This window comes from Bradyrhizobium sp. MOS001 (genome assembly GCF_004634465.1).
GTDB classification, from domain to species: Bacteria; Pseudomonadota; Alphaproteobacteria; order Rhizobiales; family Xanthobacteraceae; genus Bradyrhizobium; species Bradyrhizobium barranii.
This window is the reverse complement of sequence record NZ_SPVJ01000028.1, coordinates 1-15,189: the sequence shown is the minus strand read 5'-3', so window position 1 is coordinate 15,189 and position 15,189 is coordinate 1. Positions and strand designations below refer to the sequence as shown.

Sequence of the window (15,189 nt, the reverse complement as noted above, 5' to 3'; positions counted from 1 at the left end):
ACCATGATGACGGCACAGAGCACTATTCCGGCGGAGCGTGTCCTGGATCTGCTGGCGGAGTTGGACAGGAGCAAGCAGCTCGACACGGCGCTGCTGGAGCAGCGCCGGGCCTATCGGCAAGCCGCCGCGGTCTTGGCCGGCATCGAGGACTTATCCTCGCTCAAGCCCGTCGAACCCGCATCCTCAAAGACCCCGGCGGACCGGCTGCTTGGAGATGATCTCGTACCCATCAAGATGAAGAGGCTGAGCGGGAAGGTGATGCTGTCAGCAGACGTCCGGCGACAGGCGCTTTCGGAACTGATCAGCTCAGACACACTATCTGCTGCGCTCGAGGCCAATCCGAAGGAGCGCACCGGTCCCGTTCAAGTCCAATTCGAGTGCTACCTGACGGGCAACGCCAAACCGATCGAGCAGCAGACACTGTCGGAGCTCGAAGACACGCTGCAAGCGCTCGTTTGGCTCGACGGCGTTCCCATTTCCCACCCGTCCCTAGACGATGTCCGCAGGCGGCTAGACTATCTTCGCCTGCTTGCTCCTTTCGAGTCACTTGCGGGCGACGATGTATTTCGGGGGCGGCAATCCGAACTCGACTCCCTGCGCAGCTATGTCGGTGTATTACCGCCGGCATCCCTGCTGGCACGACTCAAGGGGACCGCTCTGTCTTGGCTACAGCCGCCGCAACAGCCTGCGCTCAGCGTATTTGGCCCGGGCGGTGTCGGCAAATCGGCGCTGGTAGCCCGATTCATGCTGGAGCACACTAGGCTGCCAGAAGCTGTGCGTATTCCATTCGCGTATCTCGATTTCGAACGGCCGACGCTGGATATCGGCAAGCCGCTGACGCTCTGTGTGGAGATGATTCGGCAGTTGCAGCTCCAGTTCCCTCTGAGTGGGGGGGTTGACAGCCTGTTGGAGTTTGCCAACAGCCGGAAGGTCGCCGATGCAAACCAAGTCCGCGCAGCCCATAATGTTCTCGCGGACCTGCTGGGCATCATTGAAGGCAGGCTCGGACCGCGTCCATATGTCGTGACCTTAGACACCTTCGAGGAGGTGCAATATCGCGGAGAAGCAAGCGCCTTTCCGCTGTGGGACATGTTGATCGAGCTCCAGAAACAGCGGCCGTTCCTGCGGGTGGTTGTCTCGGGTCGCGCACCTGCCAGCAGCCTACGGCTGGCCGACAGGCCGCCCAATTCCCTCGAAATCGGCTCCCTCGATTCCAGTTCGGCGATAGCATTCCTCGGTGCTCAAGGGGTCGAGGATCCCCAACTGGCCGCCAGGATCGTCGGACAGGTGGGCGGTGTGCCGCTGTCGCTCAAACTCGCCGCCTCGCTAGTCAAGCGTGACGGCGTCGATGAAAAAGGTGTCCGTAATCTGGCCGGCCGATCGAGCTTCTGGTTCTCCGCGTCCAATGAAATGATTCAGGGGCAGCTGTTCGAACGCATCCTCGGACACATTCACAACCCGCAAGTTGAACGGCTGGCCCATCCCGGTCTTGCGATGCGCCGGATCACGCCGGAGGTCATCCTGAATGTGCTGAACGTGCCATGTTCGCTGGCGATCGAAACGATCGAGGAAGCGCAGTCCCTGTTCGACGAATTGCGGAACGAGACCGCGCTGGTGATGGTCCATCAGGACGAGGACGCAGAAGAACTCGTTCATCGGCCAGATCTGCGACGCATCATGCTGAAATTGCTGGTGCAGAAGTGTCCCGCGCAGGTCCGCGAGATCCATATGCGGGCGGTCAACTGGTACGCAAAGCGGCCGGGGCTGCGCGCCCGGGCCGAAGAGCTCTATCACCGACTGCAGCTTGGCGAATCCGTTGATAAGTCGGCGCTTGGGGATCGCAGTGTCCGATTCAGCATCCAGGCCTCGATCGAGGAACTCCCGGTCGCATCGCAGCTTCTGCTCGCGAGCTATGGTCTTGAGGTCTCCGCAGCCATCCTGGAGCGTGCCAGTCACGAACAGAAGGACGCCACTGTCGCCGCAAGAATAGAGGAGCTGCTGCCTTATGGTCCGACCTCGGTCGCCGAAGCTTCACGCCTAGCCATGCCTCTTTTAAATCAACAGAACGGTAGCGGCATCATTTATAGAGCTGCGGCTCGCGTCGCCCTTCAGCAAGGCGAGACAGATGAAGGGTTGAGACTCGTGGAGCAGGGTTTGTCGGTGACAATTCCAGGCAACGACACGCTGGAAACCCTCAATCTGCTGCGCGACAAAGCCTGGGCCCAGCGCCGATCACAGGAAGAAAGCTCCATCCTCGGTCAGTTGCAGGAATACGCGCTACGCCATCAAATGGCGGCAGCCATCGTACAGGAGCGCGCGCAGAGCTATGAGATGACGTTTGGGCTGCCATCAAGCCAGCCCCGAGGCCGCGACGCTGAAGCCGCCGTATTCGAGATCTCCGGTCTCCTCGCCGGGCTGAGCAGCGTTGAGATATGGGGCCTAGTGCCGGCACTTGGGTTGGTTATGCAGCCCCTTTTAACGGTCATTCCCACGGTGCTCGGTTCCTTTTGTCCGAAACTCGCCGAAGACGGCGGACCGTTTCAGCTGGCTTCCTTCTCTGACGGCTCGACGCAGGAAGCACTCAAGATGTTGGTAAGCGCGGCCATGACGGCCTCGCTCAATGCGAACATGGTCGTGGAATTTGCGCAAAGCTTCGAACGGCTTTGTTCCGTATGGCCTTATCGCGTGCTCTCGGTTCAGCCGCCCTACGGTAGCCGTGGATCGCGGGGCTTGGCGGAAGCGCTTTGAAGAGGAAGATGTATGTGGCTCGACGCAGACCAAGCTCGTGCTGTGCAAAAGGCTGCTCTCGACAGCGGTCTCATCTTCGATGTGCAGCGGTCGCTGCTCTTGCAGGGACTGCCGCCTGGATTCAGAGCTGGGCTTGTTATGGACCCAACCCCGCTCAACCAGTTCAGTTTGGATCTTGGGAGGCTCAACAGCATTGAGCGGCTGGCGGACGGCTTGGTGCCCCTGGTTCGGTATTTGCAAAACGCGGGCGAGCAGCTCGAGCTGCGAAGCTTGCCTCAAGCTGAAATCTTCAAGCGCCTTGCGAACGAGGTCGGCAATAGGGTACGCGGCGCTGCCGTTGCATCGCTGCCAGTGCCTTCAACGTTGCCCGAGATCACTCGACATGAAGTCATTGTCGGCCGCGATGATATGGTTGATTTCGGGTTTGTTTCTCGCGCCCTTGTTGCGGGCGGAGCAGTCGCGCGCATCGTAGTTCCGAGATTTGAGAGCGAGAGTCAAGTCAAGCTGGCGAACGGCGAGCCCTGGCTAGCACGAGGAACGACGTGGATCATCGGACCCCGGCTGGTGATCACCAACCATCATGTTGTCAACGCGCGATTGGACGGGCAATCGGACGCGAGCGACGCGGAATTCCGGCTGCAGGCGAAAAGCGCAACGGTCGAATTCGACTTCGATCGGACGGACGCGGATAAGAAGACGTTTGAAGTGGAATCCTTGGTCCAGGCGTCGAAAACTCTCGACTATGCTATCCTTCGCCTTGAGAAAGATCCCTCCCGTAGCGCGATCCGGCTCAATCCCGAACGGCTCAAATTGACACCCACCAGCTACGTTGCCGTGAATATCATCCAGCACCCGCGCGGTGAGGCAAAGCGGATCGCCTTCAGAAATAACCTGGTTACCGCGACGGACAACGAGCTGATCAGATACTTCACCGATACCGATTTCGGCTCATCCGGTTCGCCGGTTTGTGACGATAACTGGCGGGTTGTCGCGCTTCACCGTGGCGCGAAATACGCATCAGGCGTCAGCTACCAGGGAAAGGACACCGCCTACGTAAATTTTGGCAGTCAAATACAGGCCATTTTGGCCGACGTGAAATCCGCCAACGCAGCGCTTTACCAGGAAATTGTGGGAGCTTGAGCATTCTCGGGAGGAGACATTCAGATGGACGCCGTAGTTCTGATATCTGGCATCATGGGCACGCGACTTCTTCTTCCTGCCACCGCGCCCGGAGTCAATCCCGAGGAGGTTTGGCCGCCGACGCCTCTCGAAACTCAGGTCGGCTACAAGAGAATCGACAAGCTTCTAGATCGTCGCGTCGTGGCGGGCGATATCATCGACAACGTGCTTTGCTTTTCGTTTTACAAGATCATAGCCGACGAGTTGATCGCCCTCGGTTATTTGCGCGGAGGCGCTCTCAAGCGTCTGGTGGAGTTTCCCTATTATTGGCGCAAGGATAATTTCATCTCCGCCGACACTCTTGCCTCCCGCCTGGATCAAGTCCATGCGGATGGCGTGAAGCGGATTACCCTGATTGGCCATTCCATGGGCGGCCTTATTGTTCGGTTGTTGCTGGAGAGCGGCAAGTACAATGCGCGGCCATGGTTCGGGAACATCGGGGTATTCCTGGCATTGGCCACGCCCCCAAGCCAGGCGAAATAGATCGTGAGTTTCTTCGAGCGTCTAAAGACAGAAGCATCCGCTGAGTGGCGGGCCTGCACCGAGCATCCCTTTACGAACGGATTGGCAGGCGGCTCGCTCGCCGAAGCGGCGTTTCGTCACTACCTCGCTCAGGACTACCTGTTCCTCATCGAGTTTGCGCGCGCCTATGCGCTCTCGGTCTATAAGTCGCCCAAGCTTGCCGACATGCGTGAAGCAGCGGCCGGCCTCTCGGCCATCCTTGATGTTGAGATGAACCTTCACGTGAAGCTCTGTGCCGATTGGGATCTATCTCCGAGCGACCTTGAACACCCCCCCCGGCGGTCGAGATGCTGGCCTACGCACGCTACGTGCTCGACGCTGGAATGCGCGGCGATCTGCTAGCACTGAAGGTGGCGCTTGCCCCCTGCGTAATCGGGTACGCGGAAATCGCCACGCGGCTCGCCTCGCGACCCGATGCGGACGCTGCGACGAACTCTTATCGCTTTTGGATCGCCGAGTACGCTGGCGCACCATACCAGGAGGTCGCGGCGAAAGCGCGAGCGCACTTGGAGCATCTCGCCGATCTCTACGCCACGCCGGCGCGCGAGGCAGAGCTGATTGCGATCTTCAAGGAAGCCACCCGACTCGAGGCAGATTTCTGGGAGATGGGCTGGCGCGTGGGCCAGAGTGTCGAATAGCCGTTCGGCAACCAGGCCCATGCCAATCGCTACGGGAGTGAACGAGGATTTTGGAGGCGCCGTTGGGACACGATCAAAGGCCTGTGGAGGGCGCTTACAAGTTGGTTCTAATCTCATCAAGGCCAATGCGCGGACGTCTGTGGAGCCGTTTCTCAAGGCCGGAGCAGCTGAAGTGGTATGGCCGTTCACTTCGATACCGTCAGCGTTCGTCGCTGATCGTCCGGCGCACGCCGTCAGCCGGCGTGATTTCCAGCCATTTGACGATCCGGCCTGCCATGGCATCGCCGCCCTTCTCGTTGATCCCGCACTCCCAGACGATCGCCACTCGCCAGTCCAGCGCACGCAAGGCCGCCACATTGCGCTCGTCACGCCTCACTGTCTCAGCGAACTTCGCGCCCGTGATCACGTGCTAGCGCGTTCTCTTCTTGCGATCCCGCAACCCCGGCTTGACGTCCGAATTGGGAGAACCAACATTTCTTTGGAAAGCTAAACGCAAAAGAACAAAGAAAGAACATTTTTCTTGCGCTTTGGAATACGGGGTGTCAGGCTGTCGCAAATTGACCCACCGCGATTCGCATCACACATGGCATTCCGGCGCAACCAGACGAAGACGGAGTTCTCGAAACTCCGCGAACAGGCAGGCCTTTCGCTTCCCGAGGCCGAAGAACTACTCAAGGTCGACCGCCGCACGGTCTACCGTTACGAACGCGGTGAGACGAAGCCCTCGAAGCTCGCGCGGGACATCCTGCGAAAGGCTGCACAGGAGAGGGCGGAGTCGCAGAACAATGCACCGCCGCTGTTCCGTTTCATCGATCTTTTTGCGGGGATCGGTGGACTTCGAAAGGGCTTCGAGCCTGCCGGCGGCCGATGTGTCTTCACGTCCGAATGGGAGCCGAAGGCACAGGAAACCTACAGGCTCAACTATGCGGACAATCACGAGATTGCCGGCGACATTCGCTCTTATGCCGACAATCCGGACCTGATCCCCGAGCACGACGTGCTGCTCGCCGGATTTCCGTGCCAGCCATTCTCCATTGCTGGCGTTTCAAAAAAGAATGCGCTTGGCCGTCCGCACGGTTTCCTGTGCGATACGCAGGGAACGCTGTTTTTCGATACGGCGCAGATCATTGCACATCATCGTCCTGCGGCGTTCGTTCTTGAGAACGTCAAGAATCTCGAACGACATGATGGCGGCAAGACCTTTGCGACCATCATGCATGCGCTTCAGAGCGAGCTCGGCTATCACGTGCAGCATCGCGTAATCAGCTCGCAGCCATGGGTACCGCAGAAGCGCGAGCGTATCTTCATCGTCGGTTTCCGCGAGCCGACCGATTTTGATTTTGCGGCGCTGGAGATCCCCGATCCTGCAAAGGGGCCGAAGCTGCGTACGATCCTGGAGCCGCAGGTTGATGACAAGTACACGCTGACACCAAAGCTCTGGCAGTATCTGAAGGACTACAAGGAAAAGCATAACGCTGCCGGCAACGGATTTGGCTACAGCCTGTTTGGTCCGGATGATGTCACACGCACTCTGTCTGCCCGTTACTACAAGGACGGCTCCGAAATCCTGATCGCCCAGAAGGGCAAGCGGCCGCGCCGGCTGACGCCACGCGAATGCGCGCGCCTGATGGGCTTCGATACGAAGGAGCAGGAATTTCGGATCCACGTCTCCGATACCCAGGCCTACAAGCAGTTTGGCAATGCCGTTGTGGTGCCCGTCGTGCGTTTTCTTGCCGACTCCCTGCGCCCCTACATTGAGACGGCGGTTGCCCGCGGCAAATCATCCGTAGAGGGGCTGAAAGAGCCCGTCATCGTAACCCGACCGGACCGGCCGGTGGAGGTCGTCGAAGCGCATGGTTGATGTAGTACCTCCTGACGTGCGCAGCCGGATGATGTCCGGCATCCGGGGCAAGAACACCAAACCGGAGATGCTGCTGCGTCGGGGACTGCATCGCGCGGGCTTCCGCTACAAACTGCACGACCGTTCACTCCCAGGCCGGCCGGATATGGTTTTTCCACGCCGGAAGGCTGTTCTGTTCGCCCATGGCTGTTTCTGGCACGGTCACAACTGCCATCTGTTCAAATGGCCAGCGACACGTGAAGAGTTCTGGAAGACGAAGATCGGGCGTAACCGCGAGATCGATGCCCGCGCCGAGAAGGCTCTGAAGGCGGCTGGTTGGCGGCGCGCAGTCGTATGGGAATGCGCCCTGCGGGGGAAATCGCGAATGCCGGTCGAGGATGTTTTCGGCCGCCTTGCGGAATGGCTTGAATCCGATCTCGACAGGATCGAGCTGCCACCGCGCGGCAGGGTGAAGTGACGTGGCCGAGACGGTTGATCTCTTTGCAGGTCAGGACGATGACGCCTCAGTCGATCAGAGCGGGAACGACGTTTCCGAACTGCTGATCCGGCTGCTCGAAGAAGCGCCCAACCTTCTCGTTAAGAAACTCTCCAACAACGACCGAGACTGGGCGCAGTTCACCAACAAGCATCAGGCCGGCGTCTATATGCCGCCGAAGCAGAGGGACGGCGGTTTCTTCCCGCCGCTCGAAGCGAAACCGCGGCCCGAGGGTGGTGCCGAAATCCGCGAAACCTTCTTCACGACCGAATGGCCGCAGGTCAGCGAAACACGCAAGACGCGGCTCGTGCATTACACGAGCAAGGGTGCCGAGACCCACATGACCGGGCTGCCGAAAACGGCATTCGCCGATCTCTCGCCGGCATCGTTTCTCGTTATGGCCCGGTTCGGGGAGGGCGAGAAGACGGTTTACCGCTGTCTGACGGTTGATTCAGCCTCCGATGCCGCCGTCATGCTGGTTGATGCGCTCGAACTCGGCCCTGACTTCCTGATCGATGAACGGGTGCCCGCCGAATACCGCAAGCGTGAGCGGGAGCGCATTCTCACATTCGCTGAACAGGTCGCGGCCGCATGGCTGGCCGGTACCATAGCATCTTTTGCCGCTGAAAAGATATGCCGGAGACCCTCACACTCGCCGACGAGGCGCGGGGCAAATGGCTGAAGAAAACCGGCCGCAAGGATCTCAATCCGTTTGGGTACGACACGCCAGGCGACGCCCTTCGCGAAATCAGTCGCTCCATCGAATGGGACCTGTTCCGCGAATACCAGCTGCGTGAACGTGCTGTCGGTCTTGTTCGCATCGTGCTCGGTGATGTCCCGGGCGAGCCGAAAATCACCAAAGTCATTCACGCGCTGGTCGACCGATTGCCCGAGATCGACCGCTACATGCTGTCAGCCGGCCAGCAGCGCAAGGCTCGCGCCGGCGTCTCGTTCGAACATCACATCGAAAAAATGCTGGTGGATGGTAGCGTGCCGTTTGCCAAGCAGGTCGTTATCCAGGCCCGCAAGCGCCCGGATTTTGTCCTGCCTTCGTTTGCACATCTCAAGAGTCCACCGCTCGGCAAGGACAAGGGCCTGATCCTCAGCGCCAAGACAACGCTTCGCGAACGCTGGAAGCAGGTCGAGCGTGAGATGCATGGATCCGAGCTTTTCCTCGGCACCGTCGATGAAAACATCGCAGCGAACGCGATTGAAGAGATGGCAACGATGGGCATCAACCTTGTTGTGCCTGAACATCTGAAGAAGTCGAAAGAGACGGAATACGACCGTCACAAGAACGTTCTCAGCTTCAGGACCTTCTTCGATACGGTCGTCAGCAAACGCATGGCCACCTGGTAATCGCTATGACAGCGTCTACTTCAGACGGCTCCCGTAAGCTGGAGCTTGACCTTTCCGAAGAAGCGATGGAGTCACTGAACGAAATCGATTTGCGCGATCTGGACAAGTTGATCCTCTATCTGCCCTTGCCGAGCATTGGTAGAACCAACATGCATATTGATATCTGTAGTGACTATATCGATGCCTCGTGGGCAGCGGAAAGGCTGGCCGCGGCTTCCAGTACAGCAACGGTCACGGAAGACTACGTACGGGAGTGGCACCAGAGCCGTCTGATCCTGACGCTTGGCAAGCCGTCATCCGAGATCCGCAACGTTCTCGAAGATTCTATTCGTCTCTTTCGCGGCAGCGATGAAGAAAATCAAAAGAGGTATCAAGAAATTCGGGACGCAGTGTTCGCATACGAGCTGGAAATCGACGATTACCCTGCGAGATTGCCAGAGATCATTGATGATTATTTCGCCAATCTCGTGAATGGCGCCTATCATCAACTGCGTGCCGATGATCCGGATTATTACTACGAGCAAATTGCCAAATATCCCGAGCGCCAACTCGGATACTACAGAAGCGCCTTGAGTAGCCGACTGGAGGCAAGCTGTTACACGTCTCCGGACGGTTGGGTTGTGCCGGCGTCCATAAGCCTTGACCGATTCTTTGAGGCGACAGGCCAGAAATATCGATCCAGCGGGCTTGTTGTCGGCACGATCTTCATGGTGGCAGGTGCCAGCTATGTTCGCACAGCCGATTTCATTTCGCATTTTCCAATGCGCCACTATTTTAGGTCCCGCATTTGTGCGAGCTTTGCTCAGCGCGAAGATGAGGATGTGTGGCAGTGGGATCCATTCGACTGGCGCGAAGCTTCGTTCACGTATTCGCCTTACGATGCCTGGCTATCATCATCGTCGTCGAGGACGGTTCAAGCTGGTCAGCCAGAGCACGCCAGCTGCCTCGTGCATGAGAGTGGGAGCCTTGTCATAGTGAATGATGGAAGGTTCCAGCACCTCCTTTACGACACTGAACAACTGAACGATGTTGCGCTCAAGAAGGTGCAGGACGAAATCTCGGGGCTCATGCTGTCAATCGCGTCAGGTCCATCGCCGGCGATTTCCTGCAACTGGAGCAGCGTGTCCGATGAGGATTTCGAAGAGCTTTGCTATGACATCATCTACCACCATCCGAAATTCGACTCCGACACCATAAGGAAACTGGGCAAGTCGAGATCGCGCGACGGTGGCCGTGATATTGAGGTTTACGATCTGCCAGTTGGCAGAGGCACCGCGCCGAGAAAGTGGATTTTCCAGTGCAAGCTGGTCAAAGATGGGTCGTCACTGTCCGCCCGCAGATTGCAGGACGTTGGCGATATGCTTGAGATGTATAGGGCTGAAGGATTTGGCGTCATGACATCAGCCGTGATCGATGCCACACTTTACGACAAGCTCGACGCCGTGTGTGGGAATCGCAAGGTGGCGCAGCTTCATTTTTCCAGGCTTGAGCTTGAAAGGGCGTTAGATCGGCTTCCGAAGATCCGTGCCCAATACTTCAGCTAATAGCAATCATCAGGCTGCGGCCTGCGCCGCGCGTGTCCAGCGATCAAATTCTTTCGGCAGCAGGCCTATGAGCTGACCCGGCGTCATGGTCTCCGGATCAAACGTCAGATCAAATTGCCGCAGCACGAGCGCGAGCCGGCGAACGCTGCCCCGGCCACTTCCTGAAACCCCTTTCTGGGGCCTGCCTGTCGTGGCATCGGTGTAAAGTCTGTTTGCTTCGGCGATGATGGGGCGGCTTCCCAGCACGAACTGCCGACCGCCAAGCTGCTCCAGGATCTCGCCGTGGCGGCGCAGCGGATGTTCGCCATCCGACGGCGCGAGAAGAAGTAGCTTCGATGCTTCACCATGATCGCGGACGAGCTGCCATGGCGAACGCACGAGATGGCGGTAGTAGTGGCGGTAATCGCGGCTCAGGATGTACCTGTATTCCTTTTCGACCTTTCTCTGTCCGTTCGCGCCGGCAGGGCAGAACTGGTCGAACCACACAATGGCAAGCGCAGTCCAGAGTCCGCGATCCTGCGAGATTGCCGCAGGGTCGAAAGGGGAGAGCAGCTGGATCAGACACTGACCGAATTCGTATCTGTCGCCGAAAATCCGGCCTGATACAGGACGGATGTCATGGCCCACGGCGGCCGATGTTTGTGGATCGGCGAGAAGGTGAATGGGTGCCACGCCAGTGGCGCCCGCTGCAAGCCATTCGGCAAAGCGGGCCATGCCTTCATCATTCAGCTTCCGGAATTCCGTCTGCATCATGCGCCTCCCTCAGCTGCGCGGATGAGTTCGACGAAGTCATGTGCTTCGCAGAACTTCCGGACCGCCGTGTCCACCCATTCCTGCTTTTCAATGCCTTCTTTCAGTTCCTCGAGATCATCGTCGATGCCGAAAGCTTCCCGGAGATAGCGCAGCCAGAGCGCCCGCCAGTCCTCATCGTCACCATCCTCGAACTCATGATCATCGACGAGGTGCTCAAGGACGATCCGGAGCGCCGCGGGCAGGATCAGCCCGCGCATCATGGGATTGTCGAGGATCTTGTGCTTGAAAATTGGAATGCGATAGTTCAGCAGTAGCCATGGGCCACTGTCATCGAAGCTGACGCGCCAAAGCTCGGGGCCGAGATCGGTTTCCTTGATCGGGAAGATGCTCCGCTTTCCCTCTTCGTTTTCATTCCCGGTCGGCCGGATGCGATCGGCAGCCCCGAGGATTTTTCCGGTGCCGGTGTCTTCGACAACCTTGAGCCGGAAAAGCACGGGCATTGCACGATCAAGTTCGTCAAGAACCATGACCTTCGCCGCTTCCGGGGCACCGACGGTGCCGCATTCGAAGCGCATCGATGATGAGCGCTGATAGGCTTCGAGGATGACCGAGGCGCTGGAAGGAAACCCAAGGTCGTCCACCTTGAGACTGGCTGTTGCAGCCTGCGGTTCGGCGGGTTTCAGGGGGGAGAGGCGGATGTCGACGCTCTCACGTGCGATGCGCTTGCGGCCGGTTGAGTTGATGCGGCGCTTTGCGGTTGCCATTAGACAGTCCTCGCATCGACGACGATATCGCGGTTTTCATCAAAGCCCGAGAGGGTCAGATCAAATTCAGGGCCGGCAATCGACAGGCGTAGCTTGTTCGGCCTTACGGGAGTAAAGCTCAGGTTCTGTGCCTCAATGTTCACTTCATCGGCCGCCAGATCGAAATCGAACTTGCTGTGCAGCGAAAAGCCGTTGCCACCAATCACGTCGTAGGCGACGCGGACATCCACGGTCTTCGGGAATTCCCAGTTCTCCGCGGCGGGGCCGGGCACGACCGAAAAGCCTCCCTTGCGCGACTGTATCCTGATCGCAGTTTCTTTCTTCGGCAGCGGGGGGATGACAACCTTGACCTTCTTCTTTGGCCCCTGCGTCGACCTCGAAAGATCGGCAAGGGAGAAGAAATCGACAAGTGCATCCCGGTCTTCCTGCTCCACCTTGTCCGCGATGAGCGTGAAAAGTTCGCGCAGCGCATACCGGATGTGTCTCAGGGTCTGCGAAGGCGCTCGCCATGCCTTCGCAAGCTTTTCGGCGTTGGCGTTCCAGGCCGTGTGGGCCGGATTTTCGGCATCGCCCAAGAACGCCACCACGCCTTCATCGGACGCCACCATAGCGCCGTGGGCATGCGTGCCGCTGAAATAGCGGTTCTCGCCGGGCACGGTAATCGAGCCCCGTGCGAACAGCGCAAACGGCTTTTCGCCATCAGGTGCAGGCTTCAGGAACAGATCGATGTGACTGTTGCGATCACCGGACGGTTTCGGCTTCAGCCTGACGGGAATGCGCACATGCAGAAGGCGATTGGCTGAAAACGCTTCCTTCATTGCGGCAAGCTGGGCTTCAGTGAAGCTCGAAGATCCAAGCCCACCGCCGTTGATGGCGGTCTGTGCAGTGAGCAGCGGCTGCTGGTCAAGCTGCCGGCTGACGACCTCGACAAAGTCGAGTGGAATCTTCGTACCGGCTGCACCTGCGCCCGTATTTGGAACGCTGGCAGCGACCTGATGGAAGGTGGTGGCATCGATCGTGATCGATCCAACCTCGACAGCCAGTCTGCCGGCGAGGATCGGGAAATAGTAGTTCCTGACCACGCCGCCGATGATGCCCTGCTCGGTGATGTCAGGGTTGGGGAAAGGAATTACGAGCGAGAGGCCAGTCTGTCCCTGCCGGGCTATTCCGAACAGTTGGGCGAGTTGACTAACGAGGGCAACGTCGGTGACCGGGAGCTGAATATCGTCATTGCCGCGCGCGCCAAACCAGAAGCCGTGCGCCGGATGACGACGGCTGTTCAGAACGTGGTTGGACAGAACGGCCTGACCCATCAGGAGCGCGGAGGGGTCACCGGCACGGATCGTAAAGCCGAAGAAAGACCGGATCTGCGAAGACGTGGAATAGACCAGCTTGCCGAGACCCCAGCGGCCTCCGGACTTGCCGCCCTTGCCTGACTTGCCATGACGACGCCAGAAGTTGCGAAAATTCTCTTCGTCCAGTGCCGCCGGGTCGCCGGTCAGTCCCTTTGTATTGAAGTCTTCGACCACCAGAAGGCGAACTGTCGGCCGATCAAGAACTGCGGTATCAATTTCGCAGGCCCGAAGATGAGGACGCAGGCCGGTGAATATGTCTTGGATCCGTCTGGCCTGCTCGCCCGTGCGTTCCACCACGGCGAAGCGCACCTTGACCACGCCCGTACCGGCAGGGGCATCGGTTGAATTCTGGATCACTTCGCGAACCAGCGCTTCCGCCAGTTCGACATCATCATTGTTGAATTGATCCCGCTGCGTCAGCTCCTGCTCTACATGCGACGCCTTCAGGTCTTCAAATTCCCAACGGGCCATCAATCATTCAGCGAAAATTCGCTGTCCCTGCTTCCCTCACCGCTACCAAACTTTTGCCTGGCAGCCTCCGTCGCCTTCTGCAGCGCCCGGAAAATCTTCTTCACGTCTTCCTCGTCGTACTCGTAGGCGCTTCTGTTCGACAGGTTGCCGATGAGACGAATGTCCTGAATGGCGCGATTGACGCGTGCTTCGGCAAGCTTGACGAATTTCGTACGTTTTTCAGACATGCTTAGATTCCGGAAAAGTCGTGAACACTTATCCGGAATGTTACAAACTACGTCAATGTAATTCTATAATGTTTGCAACATTTTCGATTTGTTGATCACATTCGGCGATAAAATATGATCTAAGCTATTGTCCGTTCTCAATATTTCTGTCGCCTGACGTTATGAGGGAGGTGTGCCTTTGTCAACCAGAGGGCGATTGACACAAATGTCACAGCCGGTGGTTAGCCTGCATTAGAGCGAGACCGCGAGCGACGGTTATCCTGCGATATTGCTGAGGGTCACTGATTGCACAGCAGGCGCCAGGCACTGCCCGGGCGCCGCAAGGCACAGAACTCGGGAGGGGCCACGCCGGCTTGAGAAAGCTCTTGAGCGGGTCGATGCGCTCGAAAAATATGGCCTGACGCGTTGGCGCTACCGTTTGGTAAGTGGATGATCTTGCGTTGGCGGCTCGGAGAAGCTGCCTGGTCGTCATCGTCCTCGATGGTCACGTTGCTAGCCCGGCCGTATCTTCCTTGATGCCGCGGGCGACGATCCGGAGCGTGCCGTCGGCAAGCGGCCGCTGCAGCTTCAGGGCCTCGTCCAGAGGCGCCGTCATCCAGACCTCCACTTCGTCCGGCGTTGTCAGGACCACCGGCATCGCCTGGGGGTGGATGGCACCAACCTCGGCATTCGGCTCTGTCGTGAGGAACGCGTAGAGGTCATTGGTCGTCTCACCTTCCTTGATCTTCCGGACGGAGGTCCAGTTGGTCCAGACGCCGGCGAAGCAGGCGAGGGGACGGGTCTCGTCGAGCGCAAACCAGATATCACCACCCTCGGCCTTGTTGAACTCGCTGAACGAGTTGAACGGCACCACGCAGCGGTTTTTGGCTTCCAGCCATCTCGTCCAATGTTTGCTTTTGACATTCCGGATATTGGTCGTCCCGCCGTCCGGCTCCATTCTGAGCAATTCCTTGAAGTCGACCGGCTTGCCCGTGGCCTGCAGCTTTTCGGCTCTTTCTTGGTGGCGTCCATCAACGCCTTCGATGACGATGGCATGCCCCACCGCGCCGTCGCGAGTTCGCTTCCCTCGACCCCGTTGCGCACGATCGGCGCCTTGTAATCGGGAAAGACCCCCGGCATCGGCGCCAGATTGCCAACGTATCGGTTCACGACGCGGAACAGTGCGCTGATCGCGGCCTGGTTGGTCGTGATCGAGTAGATGGGGTGATTGCGGTTGCTGCTCGAAAGGCTCAGCCTGGAAGGGAAGCCGGCGAGCCGGTGGCAGCAGGAGCGGGAACATGAAGCACTATGTCG

At 58.6% G+C, this 15,189-nt stretch carries 13 protein-coding genes and 2 pseudogenes; 9 read left to right on the top strand and 6 right to left on the bottom strand.

The features are described 5' to 3' along the window. Positions 1–3: 3 nt before the first annotated feature. The 4 genes and pseudogenes from CT676_RS27770 (at position 4) to CT676_RS27755 (ending at position 5,087) form a co-directional block, all read left to right on the top strand. Positions 4–2,748 carry an ATP-binding protein gene (locus CT676_RS27770; RefSeq protein WP_135215797.1) on the top strand — a complete coding sequence of 915 codons (2,745 nt, stop codon included), beginning with the start codon at positions 4–6 and terminating at the stop codon, positions 2,746–2,748. Between the two features lie 12 nt (positions 2,749–2,760). Next, positions 2,761–3,888, top strand: coding sequence for a trypsin-like peptidase domain-containing protein (locus tag CT676_RS27765; protein WP_135215796.1), 1,128 nt, complete (start codon positions 2,761–2,763; stop codon positions 3,886–3,888). A 24-nt stretch (positions 3,889–3,912) separates the two neighbouring features. Further along, a complete protein-coding gene (locus CT676_RS27760) occupies positions 3,913–4,410 on the top strand; it encodes a hypothetical protein (protein ID WP_135215795.1) in 498 nt (165 codons plus the stop codon). Between the two features lie 3 nt (positions 4,411–4,413). Then, positions 4,414–5,087: pseudogene (locus tag CT676_RS27755) on the top strand (TenA family protein). A 199-nt stretch (positions 5,088–5,286) separates the two neighbouring features. Here the strand turns inward: CT676_RS27755 and CT676_RS27750 are convergent. After that, complete coding sequence (locus tag CT676_RS27750; protein WP_135215794.1) at positions 5,287–5,493, bottom strand: hypothetical protein; 207 nt, start codon at positions 5,491–5,493, stop codon at positions 5,287–5,289. Positions 5,494–5,670: 177 nt separating this feature from the next. Between CT676_RS27750 and dcm the strand changes: the two genes are divergently transcribed. The 5 genes from dcm to CT676_RS27725 are packed head-to-tail and all read left to right on the top strand — an operon-like array spanning position 5,671 to position 10,326. Beyond that, the gene (gene dcm / locus CT676_RS27745; protein WP_135215793.1) at positions 5,671–6,948 is read left to right on the top strand and encodes a DNA (cytosine-5-)-methyltransferase; all 1,278 of its coding nucleotides are present in this window, start codon (positions 5,671–5,673) and stop codon (positions 6,946–6,948) included. After that, complete coding sequence (locus tag CT676_RS27740; RefSeq protein ID WP_135215792.1) at positions 6,941–7,405, top strand: very short patch repair endonuclease; 465 nt, start codon at positions 6,941–6,943, stop codon at positions 7,403–7,405. Before dcm ends, CT676_RS27740 begins: the two co-directional genes overlap by 8 nt. Position 7,406: 1 nt before the next feature. Then, complete coding sequence (locus CT676_RS27735) at positions 7,407–8,105, top strand: hypothetical protein (protein ID WP_135215791.1); 699 nt, start codon at positions 7,407–7,409, stop codon at positions 8,103–8,105. Beyond that, positions 8,057–8,782, top strand: a complete 726-nt coding sequence (locus tag CT676_RS27730; RefSeq protein WP_135215790.1) for a type II restriction endonuclease — start codon at positions 8,057–8,059, stop codon at positions 8,780–8,782. Before CT676_RS27735 ends, CT676_RS27730 begins: the two co-directional genes overlap by 49 nt. A gap of 5 nt (positions 8,783–8,787) precedes the next feature. Continuing rightward, positions 8,788–10,326 carry a hypothetical protein gene (locus CT676_RS27725; RefSeq protein WP_135215789.1) on the top strand — a complete coding sequence of 513 codons (1,539 nt, stop codon included), beginning with the start codon at positions 8,788–8,790 and terminating at the stop codon, positions 10,324–10,326. A 9-nt stretch (positions 10,327–10,335) separates the two neighbouring features. On the opposite strand, the gene CT676_RS27720 is transcribed toward CT676_RS27725, so the two are convergent. From CT676_RS27720 to CT676_RS27700, 5 genes and pseudogenes are all read right to left on the bottom strand, one after another. After that, a complete protein-coding gene (locus CT676_RS27720; protein WP_135215788.1) occupies positions 10,336–11,076 on the bottom strand; it encodes a hypothetical protein in 741 nt (246 codons plus the stop codon). Then, positions 11,076–11,843: a hypothetical protein gene (locus CT676_RS27715; RefSeq protein ID WP_135215787.1), complete on the bottom strand. Its 768-nt coding sequence runs from the start codon at positions 11,841–11,843 to the stop codon at positions 11,076–11,078. The genes CT676_RS27720 and CT676_RS27715 overlap by 1 nt, the downstream gene beginning before the upstream one ends. Beyond that, positions 11,843–13,669: a hypothetical protein gene (locus CT676_RS27710; protein ID WP_135215786.1), complete on the bottom strand. Its 1,827-nt coding sequence runs from the start codon at positions 13,667–13,669 to the stop codon at positions 11,843–11,845. The genes CT676_RS27715 and CT676_RS27710 overlap by 1 nt, the downstream gene beginning before the upstream one ends. Further along, positions 13,669–13,896, bottom strand: coding sequence for a hypothetical protein (locus tag CT676_RS27705; protein WP_135215785.1), 228 nt, complete (start codon positions 13,894–13,896; stop codon positions 13,669–13,671). The genes CT676_RS27710 and CT676_RS27705 overlap by 1 nt, the downstream gene beginning before the upstream one ends. Positions 13,897–14,380: 484 nt before the next feature. After that, positions 14,381–15,096 (bottom strand): annotated as a pseudogene (locus tag CT676_RS27700) (SOS response-associated peptidase family protein). Between the last annotated feature and the right edge of the window lie 93 nt (positions 15,097–15,189).

Bases quoted from the DNA above. Each gene is read 5' to 3' on its own strand.
- CT676_RS27760 (WP_135215795.1), top strand. From the start codon at position 3,913: ATGGACGCCGTAGTTCTGATATCTGGCATCATGGGCACGCGACTTCTT.
- CT676_RS27765 (WP_135215796.1), top strand. From the start codon at position 2,761: ATGTGGCTCGACGCAGACCAAGCTCGTGCTGTGCAAAAGGCTGCTCTC.
- CT676_RS27740 (WP_135215792.1), top strand. From the start codon at position 6,941: ATGGTTGATGTAGTACCTCCTGACGTGCGCAGCCGGATGATGTCCGGC.
- CT676_RS27705 (WP_135215785.1), bottom strand. From the start codon at position 13,896: ATGTCTGAAAAACGTACGAAATTCGTCAAGCTTGCCGAAGCACGCGTC.
- CT676_RS27770 (WP_135215797.1), top strand. From the start codon at position 4: ATGATGACGGCACAGAGCACTATTCCGGCGGAGCGTGTCCTGGATCTG.
- CT676_RS27720 (WP_135215788.1), bottom strand. From the start codon at position 11,076: ATGCAGACGGAATTCCGGAAGCTGAATGATGAAGGCATGGCCCGCTTT.
- CT676_RS27725 (WP_135215789.1), top strand. From the start codon at position 8,788: ATGACAGCGTCTACTTCAGACGGCTCCCGTAAGCTGGAGCTTGACCTT.
- dcm (WP_135215793.1), top strand. From the start codon at position 5,671: ATGGCATTCCGGCGCAACCAGACGAAGACGGAGTTCTCGAAACTCCGC.
- CT676_RS27710 (WP_135215786.1), bottom strand. From the start codon at position 13,669: ATGGCCCGTTGGGAATTTGAAGACCTGAAGGCGTCGCATGTAGAGCAG.
- CT676_RS27715 (WP_135215787.1), bottom strand. From the start codon at position 11,843: ATGGCAACCGCAAAGCGCCGCATCAACTCAACCGGCCGCAAGCGCATC.
- CT676_RS27730 (WP_135215790.1), top strand. From the start codon at position 8,057: ATGCCGGAGACCCTCACACTCGCCGACGAGGCGCGGGGCAAATGGCTG.